The sequence below is a fragment of the Polynucleobacter sp. JS-Polo-80-F4 genome, assembly GCF_018881965.1.
GTDB lineage: Bacteria > Pseudomonadota > Gammaproteobacteria > Burkholderiales > Burkholderiaceae > Polynucleobacter.
Map to the genome: position 1 here is coordinate 700040 of NZ_JACVPI010000001.1, position 15529 is coordinate 715568.

A 15529-nucleotide genomic window follows, 5' to 3' on the forward strand; every position below is an offset into this window, starting at 1 on the left:
AAGCGGCCCAGATAGTGGGCTTACGATTCGATTTTAGGATCGCGCCCCATGAGCTTTTTAACGGCATCATGCGGCTTCAATTTTCCAGATAGCACTTCACCCATCATCGCAGTGATAGGCATCTCAACGTCCAAACGTTTTGCCAAGTCACCAACCGCCTCTGCACAAAGCACACCCTCAGCAACGTGACCAAGACCGGCAAGAACCTCTGGTAGCGACTTACCAGCAGCAAGCTCAAGACCAACACGACGATTACGAGATAGATCGCCAGTGGCAGTCAAAATTAAATCCCCAACACCAGTTAAGCCCATACATGTTTCAGATTTCCCACCTGCGGCTTTAACGATGCGCATCATTTCTGCTAAACCACGTGTGAGAACAGCAGCTCGCGCATTAAGACCAAGATTGAGTCCATCGCCAATACCTGCGGCAATCGCTAAGACATTCTTGATAGCACCACCCAACTCCACGCCAATCAAATCATCGCTTGAATACACGCGCATATTGCCGTGATGGAAAGCGGCCTGGACAACCTCACAAAGTTTTGTAGATTTGCTAGCAACCGTCAAAGCACAAGGCATCCCCGCGCCAACTTCACGTGCAAAGCTTGGGCCTGATAAAGCGCCATACGAATGCGTTATTCCATGAGCATGATTCTTGCTCTCACGCTCAACAACTTGGTGCGGCAATAAGGCAGTGTTAGGCTCAAGACCTTTACATAGCCAAATAATATTGAGCGGGTGTTCAGCAATTTTTAATGCTTGGGCGATTGTTTCTGAAAGCCCCGACATTGGTGTAGCAATAACCAATAAGTCATCACTAGAAAGTCTTTTGATGGCAGTCGAAAAGTCGCTCTCAAACTTGAGCTCCTCAGGCAACTGAATTCCGGAAAGGTAGGCGCGGTTTTCAGCGCTCTCTTCAATTTCTTTTAACTGCTGCTTACTACGAGACCATAAAACAACATCACCCTCTTGGAGATAGCGAGCTGCTTGCGCAGCCATCGCTGTTCCCCAGGCGCCAGCACCAAGCAGTGTCACTTTCATGATCTGTGGGCTCGCTCGTTGAGTTTAGTGAGGCTTACTCTCAGATACTGCCCCATCCTTAGCTGCAGCTTCTTGTTGAGCCTGCATCAAACGGTGTTCGTACATGCCATGGAAGTTAATCTCATTCAAATGAATTGGCTGGAAGCCTGCACGACTAATAATGTCTGCAATGTTTGAGCGTAGATACGGATACAAAATTGTTGGGCAAGCAATACCCAGCATTGGATCAATTTGCTCAGGAGGAATATTGTTGAACTCAAAAATACCCGCTTGTTTTGCCTCAACCAAGAACAATACTTTTGCATCTACTTTTGCAGTCACAGTAGAGCTCAAGGCTACCTCAAAGATTCCTTCGCTTAATGGAGCAACAGCAATATCAATTTCGACTTGAACTTGTGGCTCAGATGCTACCAACAGAATCTGTGGTGCATTTGGTTGCTCGAGTGAAACATCTTTGAGATAAATTCGCTGAATACGAAATCCAGGCTCTTTAGATTGTTCAGCGCTTGCTTGAGGTGCGGAAGTTTGTTCGGTCATTACTAACTTTCTTTGTGTATTTATTAAGCCAATAAAGGATCGAGCTTTCCAGCGCGATCCAATGCTACTAAGTCGTCATAGCCACCAACATGCGTATCCCCGATATAGATTTGAGGAACAGTGCGGCGACCAGTGCGTGTCATCATGATTTCACGTTGTGATGGATCACGATCAATCAAAATCTTTTCTAAATTGGCAACGCCCTTTTTGGTCAAGAGCTTTTCAGCCATAACGCAATATGGGCAAACCTGCGTGCTATACATTGTTACTGGAGGCATGTATTTCTCCTTACTTCACTAAGGGAAGCGCTGCGGCTTTCCAAGCTTGGACCCCACCATCTAAAGCACCCACTTCAGCAAAACCCAGTTTTTGGGCTTCGGCCACGAGTTTGCGAGATTGAGCACCTGTTTCACAAACCAGAACAACAGGATGTTTGCGATCTAGCTTTAGCTTTTCAATGGCCGCAGTGAGAGCCGCGGCATTGGCGAACTTGGAGCCTGGTAGGTGTCCTGCTTTAAAGGCCTCTTCCGAACGCAAATCCAATACATGCGCTTTGCGTCGATTTATCCAAATTGTCGCTTCCGTAGGCGACAAGCCTTTTCCGCCAATAAGCGTAGATAATGTGGGTAGGAAAAGCGCTATGCCTGAAACCAAGAGGAGGGCAATAAGCGCTAAATTATCAATTTGCGTGAGAAAGTTCATCACCGGATTATAGAATGGCTCTATGAAACAACTTGTCCTTATTCGTCATGGCGAATCCGCCTGGAACCTTGAAAACCGCTTTACTGGCTGGGCGGACGTTGACTTAACCCCCAAAGGTGCGGAACAGGCCCTCGCAGCAGGTGAAAACCTCAAAAAAGCAGGATATGAATTCGATATCGCCTACACCTCAGTTTTAAGACGCGCTATTCGCACTCTTTGGCATGTTCAGGACACCATGGATTTAATGTGGCTCCCAGTGGTTCATAGCTGGCGCCTCAATGAGCGTCACTATGGTGCACTCACCGGCCTCAATAAAGCAGAGACAGCAACAAAGTATGGTGACGAGCAAGTTCACATTTGGCGTCGCTCATACGACGTGCGTCCACCACTACTTGAACATGATGATGAGCGCAATCCTAAAAATGATTCACGTTACTCAAAACTAAGCTCTGCTGATATTCCATTAGGCGAATGCCTTAAAGATAATGTTGAGCGTGTGTTGCCACTCTGGAACGAATCTATTGCTCCAGCACTCAAAGCCGGCAAACGTGTTCTGCTGGTGGCCCATGGAAACAGCATTCGCTCTTTAATTAAATATTTAGATCAAATGTCCGATGAAGCCATCATGGAAGTAAACGTCCCAAATGGCATCCCTCTTGTATATGAGCTAGATGACAACCTCAAACCCATTCAACACTTTTATTTGGATTAAAGCAAAAAAGATATGCGCCAATTTCTAAAGAACTTTGCCCTAATAGCCGTCGGTCTTATCGCCGGTGTTGCAGCCACAATCCAGCTCTCAGCGACCGCCCAGCAAGGCACACAGCTACCCCTGGATGAGCTACGCACGCTATCCAATGTCTTTGCCCAAATTAAGCGCGAGTATGTCGAGCCTATTGAAGATAAGCAGCTATTAACAGATGCCGTTAAGGGAATGGTGAGCAGTCTCGATCCACATTCCACCTTCTTGGATAAAAAAGATTTTTCAGAAATGCAGGAGCAAACTTCTGGAAAATTTGCTGGCCTTGGAATAGAAATTACTTCTGAAGATGGCGTAGTTAAAGTGTTAAATCCGATTGAAGATAGTCCTGCTGCACGTGCAGGACTTCAAGCAGGTGACCTTATTACACGTCTTGATGACAAACCAGTGCGTGGCATGTCTTTGGATAAAGCGGTACGCACTATGCGCTTCACCCCTGGAACGAAAATTACTTTGACTGTATTTCGTAAGAGCGAAGAGCGCAGCTTTCCAGTAACGATTACTCGTGCAGAAATTAAAGTTCAATCCGTTAAAACCAAAATTCTCGATAACGATATTGCTTGGGTGCGAATTACAAGCTTTCAAGAGAGAACCGTTCCTGATCTCGCTAAGAAATTGACTGATATTGCCAATCAAGATCCGAAACTCAAAGGCATCATTCTTGATCTGCGCAACAATGGCGGCGGACTATTACAAGGCGCAGTGGGAGTAGCCGCAGCATTCCTGCCCGCTGACGCAATCATTGTCTCCACTAAAGGCCAGTCTCCGGACTCAAAACAGGTGTTTAATGCCACTCCAGCCATGTATCGCCTCAATGAGACTGGCGATCCTTTAGCAGGTGTCCCGGCGATGTTTAAGAAATTGCCTATGGTGGTTTTGGTAAATGCCTATTCCGCCTCAGCCTCTGAGATTGTGGCTGGCGCACTTCAGGACTACAAACGCGCCACTGTTATTGGCAAAACGACCTTTGGTAAGGGCTCCGTACAAACTGTTCGCCCCCTCACCAATGATTCAGCACTCAAGATCACCACCGCTTATTACTACACCCCGAGTGGCAAGTCGATTCAAGCTTTTGGTGTGAAGCCAGATATTCCAGTAGATCAAAATAAAGATGGCGATCCTGATGATGTATTAATTACTCGCGAGATTGACAGCGAAAAACATCTCCGCAATAAGCAATCTGCTGAAGATAAGTTAATTAAAGACCGTGAACAACGCCGTCTCGAAGAGTTGCAACGCATTGAAGAAAAAAATGCCAAGAAGACTCCTGAGGAAAAAGAGAAAGAAAAAAATAAGAAGCCCACTGAACTTGGTAGCGCAGATGATTTCATGCTTTCTCAAGCAGTGGCCTTCATTAATGGGCAACCTGTGAAGCGCTCTGCATCTAAGCTCGAATAACTTCTATCCTCGCGGCCTGCATATGAATGACGAGCAGTTACTTCGATACTCTAGGCACTTGTTGCTTGAAGAAATTGATGTTGCCGGCCAAGAGAAGCTTCTCAACTCACACGTATTGGTCATTGGTGCAGGCGGCTTAGGCAGCGCTGCCGCACCCTATCTAGCTGCCGCAGGTGTGGGGCACATTACCTTAGTCGATCACGACGAGGTCGAGCTTACTAATTTGCAACGCCAAATCATGCATACGGAAAGCAGCTTGGGCAAAAGCAAGGTGGGTTCCGGAAAAGAGTTTTTGCAACGCCTCAACTCATCCATAGAGATTGAAACTATTCAAGCCAAAGCTACAGCATCTCTGCTCGATGAGTTATTGCCTAGCGTTGATATTGTCTTAGATTGCACGGATAACTTTTTAACCAGACACCTGATTAATGCCGCCTGCGTTAAGCATAAGGTTCCATTGGTTTCAGGATCAGCCCTCAAGTTCGATGGTCAAGTGAGTGTCTTTGATCCACGTAATTCCAACTCCCCTTGCTATGCCTGCATCTTTTCTCCAGATGAGCAATTTGAAGAAGTCAGCTGCTCTAGTATGGGCATCTTCTCGCCTCTAGTGGGCATCATTGGCGCCATGCAAGCAGCTCAAGCGCTGCAAGTATTGATTGGTTTTGGGGAGCCCCTAGTCGGCCGTATGTTGCTCTGGAATGGGCGTACCACCCAAATCGATGAAATCCGCATAAGCCGAAATTCCGATTGCTCAGTATGCGGCTCAGCTCATTAAAGACTTAAGACAGCAATCGCTCCAAAGCCTTTGCCTGCTCTTCGGGCTCATAAGCCCTAAGCACTCTCGCTACCCTTGCCTTAAGTAATCCGACATTTGCTTTTAAGATCTCGCGCTTGACCAGCAATAGCTGGCTGAAATGCATTGAGAAATCGGTCAATCCCATGGCAAGCAATAACTTAGTTAACGCAGGATCACCAGCCATCTCTCCACAAACAGCCACAGGCACATTTGCACGTTTAGCTTGCTCAATAATATTAGCTAGTAAGTTCAAGATAGCTGGGTGCAGGGGATCATATAGGTGCGCCACTGCATGATCTGCTCGATCAATTGCTAGTGTGTACTGAATTAAATCATTCGTGCCAATAGATAGAAAATCAAATCGATTGATAAATAAAGGTAGCACCAAAGCAGCGGCCGGAATCTCAATCATCGCGCCAACTTGGATATTCGGATTAAATGCCTTGCCACGCTGGTGAAGTTGCTGCTTTGCTTTTTCAATCAATCTAAAAGTCTCATCGATTTCTTTAGCATGAGCCAACATTGGAATCATGATGCGCGCTTGACCATGCGCTGATGCACGTAAGATTGCTCTGAGCTGAGTTAAAAATATTTCAGGCTCTGTTAAAGACCAGCGAATCGCGCGTAAACCCAAGGGGGATATACCCGTTTGAGAAATATCGCCGCCACCGCCCAGGGCTTTATCAGCACCAACGTCAATCGTTCTGATATTAACAGGCAAGCCATGCATCAAATCAACGACGCGACGATATTCTTGATACTGCTGCTCTTCATCCGGCAAAGCTTGCTTACGATCCATGAATAAAAATTCAGAACGGAATAAGCCAACCCCTACAGCCCCTAACTTCACTGCCTGTATTGCATCTTCTGGTAATTCAATATTGGCAAATAGCTCAATCTCAACGCGGTCAGCTGTTTCAGTTTTTGCATGCTTAAGCTGTTGAAGTTTGCGCACTTCTTTTAAGGCTTGAGTTTGCAATTTTCGGTACTCAGCCAATAACTGTTCGTCAGGAGCTACAACGACAACCCCTCGCTCGCCATCCAATACGAGCCAATCTCCATGACGAATCATTTCACTAGCATGTCGCACACCCACTACCGCAGGAATCTCCATGCTACGAGCCACAATGGCGGTATGGGAGGTCTTACCTCCTAGGTCTGTTACGAAGCCAGTAAAAGCATGCTCTTTAAAACGGAGCATGTCATGCGGAGCAATATCATGTGCAACGATGATTGATTCAATACCAATATCGCTGGTTGGCAAAAAATCAGAATCGTTTAATGGGTCTTTTTTCTGGGAATTTAAAGCCTTAATAACGCGTTCAGCTACCTGCCGAATATCATTAGCGCGCTCTTTTAAATATGCATCCTCAATATCTGCAAATTGCTCCAGCAGATCATTGAGCTCAGTGGTTAAAGCCCACGCTGCGTTTAATCGTTGCGTACGAATTAATTTAATAGGCTTCTCAGCCAAGGCTGGGTCAGCCAATATCATGCCGTGCACATCCAAGAATGCCGCCATTTCTTGTGGCGCATCTTTAGGTAATCCTTGGCGTAATTGCTCAAGCTCTAGGCGAACCTGATCAAATGCATCTAATAGCTTTTGTGCTTCAGCCTCTTCTTTGCCAGCCTCAATCAAATGATGACTTACTTCTAACGCTGCGCGAGAAATCAGTACCGCCTTGCCAATGGCAATGCCTTTCGATACCGGAATTCCGTGCAGCGAAAAAGTCATGCTACTTACTCGCCTTCACCAAAACGGTCATTAATTAATGCAGTCAGTGCCAGCATTGCTTCATCCTCTTTATCGCCCACAGTCTCTAGCGTCACAGTACTGCCTATTCCAGCTGCGAGCATCATCACGCCCATAATGCTCTTCGCATTAATTTGACGCCCATTACGTGACAAGAATATTTCACAGGGGAACTGTGCGGCCAATTGAGAAAGCTTTGCGGAAGCACGAGCATGCAAGCCTAATTTATTAATGATTTCGATTTCTGCGGAAGGCATAGTGTGCTGGCCCTTATTTATTCTTGATTTACTTTGCTGCCTAAGCGCAAAATTCCATTCTGCCCACCAGCAAGTGCTTTTTGCGCCATCTCCTCAAGGCCTTCTCCACGATGAGAAATACAACGCATGAGCATTGGAAGGTTTAATCCCGCCAACACAATGACAGGTGTATTTAATCCTGATAAAGGGCCAAGGGCCTCGAGCTTGGAGGCTACATTGGCAGGGGTGGCACCCATCACGTCTGTCAAAATCAGAATGCCATTACCCGTATTTACAGCATAAGCAGCCTTAAGCACTCGATCAAAACTCGCTTTGATATCCTCATAAGGGGGAATATCGACTGCGCGCACACGCTCAGGCAGTACACCAAATGTATGCTCAGCAAACCCTAACATTGCGCTTGCAACTGGTGTGTGCGCAACGATGACAATTCCAGTCATATTTATGCCAATGCCTTCTCTAGTGCAGCCAACCAAAACTGTGGGACATTAAAGTCTGTTTGATTGGTAATTTCAACAAAACAAGTTGGGCTCGTCACATTGATTTCAGTGAGGTAGCCACCAATTAAATCCAGCCCAACTAAGAATAATCCACGCTGATTTAAAACGGGGGCCAATTTCTCAGCAACCTTTTTTTCGGCCTCGCTTAAGGGCATGGCGACGCCTTTGCCGCCTGCAGCTAAATTACCTCGAATTTCACTTCCCTGGGGAATGCGGGCCAGTGCAAATGGCACAACTTCTCCACCAATTAAAAGTACCCGCTTATCGCCTTGCGCGATTTCTGGAAGAAAACGCTGAATCATCAGAGTTCTTGCGCCGTTCTCGCCAAGCGTTTCCACAATGCTTGCCAGATTAAGGCCGTCAGGCCCTACTCTAAAGACTCCCATGCCGCCCATACCATCAAGGGGCTTAATGACAATATCGTGATGGGCTTGATGGAAACGCTCCACTGCGGCCAATTCACGCGTAACCAAGGTTGGGGGAATGAGCTCCGGAAATTCCGTAATCGATAATTTTTCTGAGTGGTCACGAACAGCGCTTGGTTCATTAAACACTTTGGCGCCCTGACGAACTGCGGCCGATAGTAACCAGGTGGTATTGAGGTACTCAATATCAAACGGAGGGTCCGTACGCATTAAGACTGCAGAAAAAAACTTTAGTGCTCGAGGCTCGATTTCACCCAACTCAAACCAATTTGTAGAGCTTGGTGTCATTGCCAAGGACTGACAATCTGCAACTACTAAATCATCCCTCCACAACACGTTTCTACTTTGGCAAAACCATAAGCGGTGTCCTGCTTCTTGCGCGACTCGCATCATTGCGTACGTCGAGTCTTTTTGAATCTTGAAAGATTCAAGAGGGTCCGCAATAAAAAGAAGGTCCATTTTTTTCTATTGAGAGATTATTAATTTATTTATGCAACTTCTGCATTGGGATCGGTACGCTCTAGCTCCAACGATGAGGCAAGCAGGGCAAGACGGGCAACTACGCCATATAGATAGAAGCGATTAGGCGCAGCACTACCTGGCTTAGCCCCTAGATCAGGCATAGAGTTTTGCTCAAAGGCCAGCGGCACAAAGTGCATGCCTGGCGCATTAAGATTCTCATCTGGACCACGATCAGTGTGAACGCGATAGAAACCACCAATCACGTAACGGTCGATCATGTACACCACTGGTTCTGCTACAGCCTCGTTAACCTTCTCAAAGGTATAGACACCCTCTTGAATTAATACATCACTAACTTCAAGACCTTCTTTAACAACACTCATTTTGTTGCGGTCTTTGCGATTCAAACCCTTTAGCTGCGCAGGATCATTGACCACCATCACACCCATGCCATAGGTGCCAGCATCTGCTTTTACAACAACATATGGTTTCTCTTTAATGCCGTACTCGCGATATTTTTTAGCAGTCTTCTTCAAGACTTGCTCTACTGCAGTTTGCAACTCGTCCTCGCCCTTACGCTCGTGGAAATTAATATTCGAGCAACTTGTAAAGTAAGGATTAATCATCCATGGATCAATATCGACCACTTTGGCAAACTTCTTAGCAACCTCTTCATAAGCGGCAAAGTGATTTGATTTACGGCGCACATGCCAGCCAGCGTGCAAGCCAGGCAACAAGTACTGCTCGTAGATATTTTCCAGAATCGGGGGAATGCCGGCAGATAAGTCGTTGTTCAACAAGATTGAGCAAGGATCAAAATCTTTTAAGCCTAGGCGCTGCTTCTTTAGACCCAATCGAGAAAGTGGCTCCATTAACAATCGATTGCCATCAGGCAAATCAATCCAGGTTGGCTTCTTAATTTCTTCAGAGAAAGTGCCCAAACGAACATTTAATCCAGCTTGACGCAAAATTGAAGACAGGCGCGCAATATTCTGTAAATAGAAAGTATTGCGAGTGTGACGTTCTGGAATCAACAGTAAGTTTTTAGCTTCAGGACAAATCTTCTCGATTGCGGCCATAGCAGCTTGCACGGCAAGCGGTAGCATCTGTGGCGAAAGGTTATTAAACCCTCCAGGAAAGAGATTGGTGTCTACTGGAGCTAACTTAAAGCCCGAATTACGCAAATCGACCGAACAATAAAAAGGCGGGGTGTGCTCTTGCCACTCCAACCTAAACCAACGTTCAATCGTTGGGGTCGCTTCTAGAACCTTTGACTCTAATTCGAGCAAGGGGCCGGTAAGTGCAGTGATGAGATGTGGAACCATTTCACCATTGTAAGATTATTAAAAGAAAGACGCGGAATCCGAGGATTCCGCGCTTAAAACTAGGCGACCAACCAGGGCCGCCCAGTGAGGGGTAAATCTACTGATTAAGACTCGTATGCAGTCTCACCGTGTGAGCTGATATCCAAGCCTTCGCGCTCTTCTTCTTCCTTAACGCGCAAACCAATCACGATATCGATCAATTTGAAGGCTACGAAAGAAACTACGCCAGACCAAATTACAGTGGTAATCACGCCTTGAGCTTGGATCCACAATTGGCTAGCAATAGAGTAGTCAGGAGCAACAGCATTAGCCACATAATCCCAAATACCAGAGCCACCTAAAGCTGGATCAGCAAATACACCAGTCAGCAATGCACCAGTAATACCACCTACGCCGTGAACACCAAATACGTCCAAGCTGTCATCTGAACCCAAAATCTTCTTGAGACCAGTCACACCCCAGAGGCAAACTACGCCAGCGATTAAACCGATAATGATTGAACCCATTGGGCCAGCAAAACCAGCAGCAGGAGTAATAGCAACCAAACCTGCTACGCAACCAGATGCAGCGCCCAACATTGATGGCTTACCTTTGAGAACCCACTCAGCAACTGACCAACCCAATACAGCAGCAGCAGTAGCTAAATATGTGTTCACGAATGCCAAACCAGCAGTGCCGTTTGCTTCGAGTGCTGAGCCAGCATTGAAACCAAACCAACCGAACCACAAGAGAGCAGCACCAGTCATTACATACACTAAGTTATGCGGCTTCATTGCTTCTTTGCCGTAACCCAAACGCTTGCCGATAACAAAGGAACCAACCAAACCAGCGATCGCAGCATTGATGTGTACAACAGTACCGCCAGCAAAGTCGAGAACACCTTTTTGCCATAACCAACCAGCACGAGCAGTAATTGCTTCGAGTGACGCAGCATCTTTGATGTCATCTGGACCAGGCCAGAACCAAACCATGTGAGCGATTGGCAAGTAGCTCAAAGTGAACCAAATCACCATGAATACCAAGATTGCAGAGAACTTAGCGCGCTCAGCAAAAGAACCAATGATCAAACAGCAAGTGATAGTTGCGAACACTGCTTGGAAAGCCATAAATACATACTCAGGAATCACAACGCCTTTACTAAAGGTTGCGGCTACTGATTCTGGATTCATTCCACCCAAGAACAAACGATCTAATCCGCCGATGAATGCTCCGCCTTCCGTGAATGCAAAGCTATAGCCATAAATAGCCCATAGCACTGTAATCAAAGAGAAGACCATGAAACATTGCATACAGATAGACAGGATGTTCTTACTGCGCGTTAAACCGCCGTAGAACAATGCCAAGCCAGGAAGGGTCATCAACAGCACTAATGCTGTACAAACCATCATCCAAGCGATATCTGCTTTATTGCACTTTTCAGAGCAAAGTACTGGAGCAGGTTCTGCAGCAGCAGGAGTTGCCGCAGGAGCTGTTACAGCAGGCTTCTTAACTTCATCAGCGTGCGCTGGCGAAGTAACTATTACACCAGTAGCGCCAATGGCCAAGGCCATAGCACCACCAGCAACGAGTCGTTTCATCCAAGTTAACATTTTGAACCTCTCTTTAAAGTGCTGACGCGCCGGTTTCACCGGTACGAATACGAATGACGTGCTCAACCGGTGAGACAAAAATCTTGCCATCACCAATCTTGCCTGTACGTGCAGATTTTTCAATTGCTTCAATCGCACGCTCCAAGATGCCATCTTCAACAGCAGCTTCAATTTTTACTTTAGGTAAAAAGTCGACAACATACTCAGCACCGCGATACAACTCGGTGTGACCTTTTTGACGACCAAAGCCTTTAACTTCAGTGACGGTAATGCCCGAAACTCCCACTTCTGAGAGAGCTTCGCGCACTTCGTCAAGCTTGAAGGGCTTGATGATTGCGGTAATTAATTTCATGTGTTTCTCCGTTCAGAGTGGAAATTAGAAAGTTTTTGTAAGGTTGAGTACGCCTGTTGAACCACCCAAGTTTTTACCTGCTGGACTCTGGTAGGCATATGTACTGCCACTCTTAGCTGCATTGGTACCAATGTATGCTGCAGAAAGAGATAAGCCTCCGCCGAAGTCTTTAGTTAGGCCTAACTTCCAGTCTGTGTAGCTAGCAGTTGGTGTGCCAGCAATAACTTGTTGACCAGCAATCTTCTGGTAACCAACGTGTGCATTTACTGCAAGGCCCCAAATTCCTGTGTCATAGTTTGCAGTCAAATCAGGATAGTAAGAACCACTACTTTGGTTGTATCCGAATGTATTAGTTACTGCATAAGAAAACTTGAAGAAACCTGTAAGAGGGCCGAATGTATAGTTCTGAGCAGCATAGATCTCAGTAGTATTTGGATTTACGTTAGGGCTTACAAAGTTGCCACTAGTTGGATAGTAGTATTGGAGTACGCCGATATCACTAGCAAAACCTTCTGCAATCAACTCTTTCTTAAAGCCGGCATAAAAGTCCATCTCGATACCTGAAGAAACTGAAGGGCTCAAGTTGTTAACCCAAGTAATGGAACTATTCCAGTTACCGATATAGAAGCCACTCTCATGCGCATAATCGAAGCCGCCTTGAATAGCTGGTCTTAAATTTGACTGGGAAATACCACGATAGCGATAGTCGCTCACTAAGGAAACGTTTGCAGTGATTGGGCTAACTTCTACTTCAGCCGCTGGCTCATCAGCAGCAAAGGCCGCTGAGGATGCAAGACCTGTCAACAAAGCTACTGCTGCTGCAGAGATTGCTGTCTTGTGAATGGTTTTCATGAACTACTCCTTGCTGGTTGTAATAAAAAAAGGGTTAAATGCTTAATGCATGGGGTGATATTGAATTGCCCAGCGCTCATGGCTTTGTCACAATTCCCCCAATTAATGCAAATGCACTTTATTGGTGCTTAATATTGCACCTGATGGGTGAATTTAGGGCTTTTTTCGGGTTTTAACCCATTTTGGAGCACTATTACCCGTACAACTTAAAATACGAATGTGTATCTTTTCTGCAACTTTCAATAGAACTGCGAATCCCCATCATGCAAAAACCAGGCGAAATCCTCGAGCAAATCCAGCGCATAGCAAACGATATGCAGAACAAGGTCGGCGATGCGATCCGCAATTCACCAGCTCAAGAGATTGAAAAGAATGTTCGCGCCATGATGAATCAAGGATTTCAGAAAATGGACTTAGTTACACGCGAAGAGTTTGAACTTCAATCTAAAGTGCTTGCTAAGACACGTGAAAAATTAGAAGTGCTTGAAGCTAAAGTAGCCGCCTTAGAAAAACAGTAACTACCTGAGGTTTATTTTCTTCAGACTACTCTGGAGAAAAATCACTAAAAAAGTTTTCGTACTCTTCTTTAGATAAAAAAGTCTTTGCATTATCTGAGCCTGCGCCACCATGCAATACCGAAATTTGATAAATCCAACTATCACCATTCGGTGCAACTCGATTAATCCAACGAACACGCATGAGTTGCTGCGTCTTACCGTTAGCCTTCAAATCCAGAAAGTAATCTTTGGTTGGTAAACGTTGCTTATCAGCTGCTTTATAAAAAGCATCCTCAACAGCGACATCGCCACCAGAAGCTTTTGCTCTATCAATTAAGTTGGCCTGCAATTGAGAAAGTAACTTACTCAGCGAGGCACTTTGATTGACTGGCAACTGAATGGCACTGATTGAATAAATATCATTATCTATTTTGACTGCTTCAAGAGTTTGAAGCAGCTCTTGATCAAGATAAGGGATGCGACGGTCTAATTTATCCGGCTTGCCAGGAAATAAAGCGGAGTATCTTTCTTGCGGTGACTGGACTGTGCGCCAATCCAATTTAGGGCTGCATGCAATGAGAAAAACTAAGGCCGCCAATACAGTAGCGACTTTTAAAAACCTTCTAAACAACCCCTGCTCCATGTGCTTGTTGATCTGCGTGATAGCTTGAGCGCACCATGGCGCCCACAGCCGCATGGGAGAAGCCCATTTCATACGCTTTTTCCTCAAACATCTTAAAGACGTCGGGATGAACATAGCGCGTGACAGGTAGATGATGTCCCGAAGGAGCAAGGTACTGACCAATAGTGAGCATGTCGATATTGTGTTCACGCATATCACGCATGACTTCCAAAATCTCTTCATCGGTCTCACCAAGGCCCACCATCAAGCCACTCTTAGTAGGAATATTTGGAAAGCGTTCTTTAAAGTCCTTCAAGAGCTTTAAAGAATGTAAGTAGTCAGCGCCCGGTCTAGCTTGTTTATATAGACGCGGCACAGTTTCAAGATTGTGATTCATTACATCCGGCAAACCGCTTGGTGAGTGCTCAGAAAAAATATCTAGCGCTTTATCAAGGCGGCCACGGAAGTCCGGCACCAATACCTCAATACGAGTATTAGGCGAAAGCGCGCGTGATTGAGAAATACAATCTACATAATGCATTGCGCCGCCATCGCGCAGATCATCACGATCTACGCTAGTGATGACGACATAGTTCAATTTAAGCGCAGCAATTGTGCGAGCTAGGTTAGCTGGCTCTTTTACATCCAGTGGATCTGGTCTACCGTGACCTACATCGCAAAATGGGCAACGACGCGTGCATTTGTCACCCATGATCATGAAGGTAGCAGTTCCCTTGCCAAAACATTCACCAATATTCGGGCAACTAGCTTCTTCGCAAACAGTCACTAATTCGTTCTCGCGCAAAATCTTTTTGATTTCAGAGAAGCGGGAGTTATTAGAAGCAGCTTTAACTCGGATCCAGTCAGGCTTTTTCAATACCTCTTGAAGAGGAATGATTTTGATTGGAATACGCGCAGTCTTCTCACTGGATTTTTGCTTACGTGATGCGTCGTAATTGAGGTCTTGGCGCGCCTCAATAGCAGGATTGGTGTCAGGCTTATTTGTTGTCATGATGGCATCAGTTGCTTTTGTAAATGCTGCAAAAGCCTTTGGCTAATAGTGTCCATATTGTCCTTGATCCCAAGGGTTTGCATATCAACAGTCTTTAAACCCTCATAACCACAAGGGTGGATGCGCTTAAAAGCCTCTAGATCTGTGGCCACATTTAAGGCGAGACCATGATAGGAACAGCTTTTAGAGACTTTAAGCCCTAGGGCTGCAATCTTGGCCCCAACCCACTCTGGGGGCACTCCAGACTGCTCAGAGACATAAATTCCGGGTGCGCCCAGCTTCCTCTCAGCTTTAATCCCAAAATCTGCCAGCGTATCGATGAGCGCTTGCTCTATACGAGAGACCAATTCTTTTACAAAGATTCCCAAACGCTTGAGATCTAACAATAGGTAGACAACAATTTGACCGGGTCCGTGATACGTAATTTCACCACCGCGATCTACTTGAACCAGTGGAATTTGATTGCTAGGCGCATGTAAGTTTGTTGCATCCCCTGCAAGACCCAAAGTAAACACCGGAGGATGCTCTAAGACCCAAATCTCATCAGGCGTTTCGCTAATACGCTCTTTAGTAAATATTTGCATTGCCTCATACGTAGATGCGTAATCTGCCAATCCAAGATGTTTTACTAAAGCTTGCATGAATGA

At 45.8% G+C, this 15529-nt stretch carries 19 protein-coding genes; 4 read left to right on the forward strand and 15 right to left on the reverse strand.

Annotated elements, in window-relative coordinates; all coding sequences use genetic code 11:
- Nucleotides 1-20: 20 nt before the first annotated feature.
- The 4 genes from ICN20_RS03465 to ICN20_RS03480 are packed head-to-tail and all read right to left on the reverse strand — an operon-like array spanning nucleotide 21 to nucleotide 2282.
- Complete coding sequence (locus ICN20_RS03465) at nucleotides 21-1043, reverse strand: NAD(P)H-dependent glycerol-3-phosphate dehydrogenase (RefSeq protein ID WP_216238112.1); 1023 nt, start codon at nucleotides 1041-1043, stop codon at nucleotides 21-23.
- A 24-nt stretch (nucleotides 1044-1067) separates the two neighbouring features.
- Nucleotides 1068-1580 carry a protein-export chaperone SecB gene (gene secB / locus ICN20_RS03470; protein ID WP_216238113.1) on the reverse strand — a complete coding sequence of 171 codons (513 nt, stop codon included), beginning with the start codon at nucleotides 1578-1580 and terminating at the stop codon, nucleotides 1068-1070.
- Nucleotides 1581-1603: 23 nt separating this feature from the next.
- Nucleotides 1604-1858, reverse strand: coding sequence for a glutaredoxin 3 (grxC, locus tag ICN20_RS03475; protein ID WP_216238114.1), 255 nt, complete (start codon nucleotides 1856-1858; stop codon nucleotides 1604-1606).
- A 10-nt stretch (nucleotides 1859-1868) separates the two neighbouring features.
- The gene (locus tag ICN20_RS03480; RefSeq protein WP_216238115.1) at nucleotides 1869-2282 is read right to left on the reverse strand and encodes a rhodanese-like domain-containing protein; all 414 of its coding nucleotides are present in this window, start codon (nucleotides 2280-2282) and stop codon (nucleotides 1869-1871) included.
- A gap of 22 nt (nucleotides 2283-2304) precedes the next feature.
- Between ICN20_RS03480 and gpmA the strand changes: the two genes are divergently transcribed.
- The 3 genes from gpmA to ICN20_RS03495 are packed head-to-tail and all read left to right on the forward strand — an operon-like array spanning nucleotide 2305 to nucleotide 5215.
- Nucleotides 2305-2994 carry a 2,3-diphosphoglycerate-dependent phosphoglycerate mutase gene (gene gpmA / locus ICN20_RS03485; RefSeq protein WP_216238116.1) on the forward strand — a complete coding sequence of 230 codons (690 nt, stop codon included), beginning with the start codon at nucleotides 2305-2307 and terminating at the stop codon, nucleotides 2992-2994.
- A gap of 12 nt (nucleotides 2995-3006) precedes the next feature.
- On the forward strand, nucleotides 3007-4440 hold the full coding sequence (locus tag ICN20_RS03490) for a S41 family peptidase (protein WP_216238117.1): 1434 nt from the start codon (nucleotides 3007-3009) through the stop codon (nucleotides 4438-4440).
- A gap of 22 nt (nucleotides 4441-4462) precedes the next feature.
- The gene (locus ICN20_RS03495) at nucleotides 4463-5215 is read left to right on the forward strand and encodes a HesA/MoeB/ThiF family protein (RefSeq protein WP_216238118.1); all 753 of its coding nucleotides are present in this window, start codon (nucleotides 4463-4465) and stop codon (nucleotides 5213-5215) included.
- Between the two features lie 4 nt (nucleotides 5216-5219).
- On the opposite strand, the gene ptsP is transcribed toward ICN20_RS03495, so the two are convergent.
- The 8 genes from ptsP to ICN20_RS03535 form a co-directional block, all read right to left on the reverse strand.
- Nucleotides 5220-6971 (reverse strand): phosphoenolpyruvate--protein phosphotransferase, encoded by a 1752-nt coding sequence (ptsP, locus tag ICN20_RS03500; RefSeq protein WP_216238119.1) that lies wholly within the window; start codon nucleotides 6969-6971, stop codon nucleotides 5220-5222.
- Nucleotides 6972-6976: 5 nt separating this feature from the next.
- Complete coding sequence (locus tag ICN20_RS03505; RefSeq protein WP_216238120.1) at nucleotides 6977-7246, reverse strand: HPr family phosphocarrier protein; 270 nt, start codon at nucleotides 7244-7246, stop codon at nucleotides 6977-6979.
- Between the two features lie 17 nt (nucleotides 7247-7263).
- Nucleotides 7264-7686, reverse strand: a complete 423-nt coding sequence (locus tag ICN20_RS03510) for a PTS sugar transporter subunit IIA (protein ID WP_216238121.1) — start codon at nucleotides 7684-7686, stop codon at nucleotides 7264-7266.
- A gap of 2 nt (nucleotides 7687-7688) precedes the next feature.
- Nucleotides 7689-8630 (reverse strand): glutathione synthase, encoded by a 942-nt coding sequence (gene gshB, locus ICN20_RS03515; protein ID WP_216238122.1) that lies wholly within the window; start codon nucleotides 8628-8630, stop codon nucleotides 7689-7691.
- 29 nt (nucleotides 8631-8659) lie between these two features.
- On the reverse strand, nucleotides 8660-9958 hold the full coding sequence (gene gshA, locus ICN20_RS03520; protein WP_216238123.1) for a glutamate--cysteine ligase: 1299 nt from the start codon (nucleotides 9956-9958) through the stop codon (nucleotides 8660-8662).
- Nucleotides 9959-10062: 104 nt separating this feature from the next.
- Nucleotides 10063-11547, reverse strand: coding sequence for an ammonium transporter (locus ICN20_RS03525; RefSeq protein ID WP_216238124.1), 1485 nt, complete (start codon nucleotides 11545-11547; stop codon nucleotides 10063-10065).
- Nucleotides 11548-11560: 13 nt separating this feature from the next.
- Nucleotides 11561-11899 carry a P-II family nitrogen regulator gene (locus ICN20_RS03530; protein WP_011903792.1) on the reverse strand — a complete coding sequence of 113 codons (339 nt, stop codon included), beginning with the start codon at nucleotides 11897-11899 and terminating at the stop codon, nucleotides 11561-11563.
- A gap of 24 nt (nucleotides 11900-11923) precedes the next feature.
- A complete protein-coding gene (locus ICN20_RS03535; protein WP_216238125.1) occupies nucleotides 11924-12751 on the reverse strand; it encodes a TorF family putative porin in 828 nt (275 codons plus the stop codon).
- A 263-nt stretch (nucleotides 12752-13014) separates the two neighbouring features.
- On the opposite strand from ICN20_RS03535, the gene ICN20_RS03540 reads away from it, so the two are divergent.
- The gene (locus ICN20_RS03540) at nucleotides 13015-13269 is read left to right on the forward strand and encodes an accessory factor UbiK family protein (RefSeq protein WP_216238126.1); all 255 of its coding nucleotides are present in this window, start codon (nucleotides 13015-13017) and stop codon (nucleotides 13267-13269) included.
- 25 nt (nucleotides 13270-13294) lie between these two features.
- On the opposite strand, the gene ICN20_RS03545 is transcribed toward ICN20_RS03540, so the two are convergent.
- From ICN20_RS03545 to lipB, 3 genes are read right to left on the reverse strand one after another with little or no spacing between them, the layout of a single operon-like run.
- Nucleotides 13295-13879: a hypothetical protein gene (locus ICN20_RS03545; protein ID WP_255534630.1), complete on the reverse strand. Its 585-nt coding sequence runs from the start codon at nucleotides 13877-13879 to the stop codon at nucleotides 13295-13297.
- On the reverse strand, nucleotides 13872-14882 hold the full coding sequence (gene lipA, locus ICN20_RS03550; protein WP_216238128.1) for a lipoyl synthase: 1011 nt from the start codon (nucleotides 14880-14882) through the stop codon (nucleotides 13872-13874). The genes ICN20_RS03545 and lipA overlap by 8 nt, the downstream gene beginning before the upstream one ends.
- Nucleotides 14879-15523 carry a lipoyl(octanoyl) transferase LipB gene (gene lipB / locus ICN20_RS03555; protein WP_216238129.1) on the reverse strand — a complete coding sequence of 215 codons (645 nt, stop codon included), beginning with the start codon at nucleotides 15521-15523 and terminating at the stop codon, nucleotides 14879-14881. The genes lipA and lipB overlap by 4 nt, the downstream gene beginning before the upstream one ends.
- Between the last annotated feature and the right edge of the window lie 6 nt (nucleotides 15524-15529).